The 444-nt window shown below is 53.8% G+C and carries 1 protein-coding gene; it reads right to left on the minus strand.

What is annotated here, in order from left to right; translation table 11 throughout:
• Positions 1-105: 105 nt before the first annotated feature.
• Entirely contained in the window at positions 106-408 is a 303-nt protein-coding gene (gene pilO2 / locus F7R02_RS25900) for a type 4b pilus protein PilO2 (protein ID WP_151210360.1), read from the minus strand.
• Positions 409-444 lie beyond the last annotated feature (36 nt).

A 444-nucleotide genomic window follows, 5' to 3' on the forward strand; every position in this document is an offset into this window, starting at 1 on the left:
GCTTTCGGCTTCGCGCAGAAAGCCGATGACCTGCTCGTCAGTAAAACGTTTCTTCACGTCCAATCTCCTCGGGGTAGGGAATTGGACTCCAAACTGAGGCGCTACTCAAAATTGGGTGGACGTCGGGGCAATCACATGCTCAAAGAGCACGCCGGAACCAGCTAAGTGACTAAAGTTGGCGCCTAGCTCCTCGCGGATTTCTGACAGCGTACCAATTCGGTCAGCACTCGGAACAATGCTGCCATCCACAACGGCTGCCAGCGCATAGCGTTCCTCTTCGATGCGAAACGCACCGATCCAGTTGCTGCCGAATTCACTTGCTAGGGAAGGTCTGAATAACGAGGCCTGAGAGTGCGGGATGTCGCGTCGTTCCGAAGAGTGGCGTTTGAATCTTTGGAATTTCGCCATTTCTGGCGCTTTCCGTGGGAATTTCCTGGTTTACAG

The organism is Xanthomonas cissicola, assembly GCF_008801575.1.
In the GTDB taxonomy this organism is placed as follows: Bacteria; Pseudomonadota; Gammaproteobacteria; order Xanthomonadales; family Xanthomonadaceae; genus Xanthomonas; species Xanthomonas cissicola.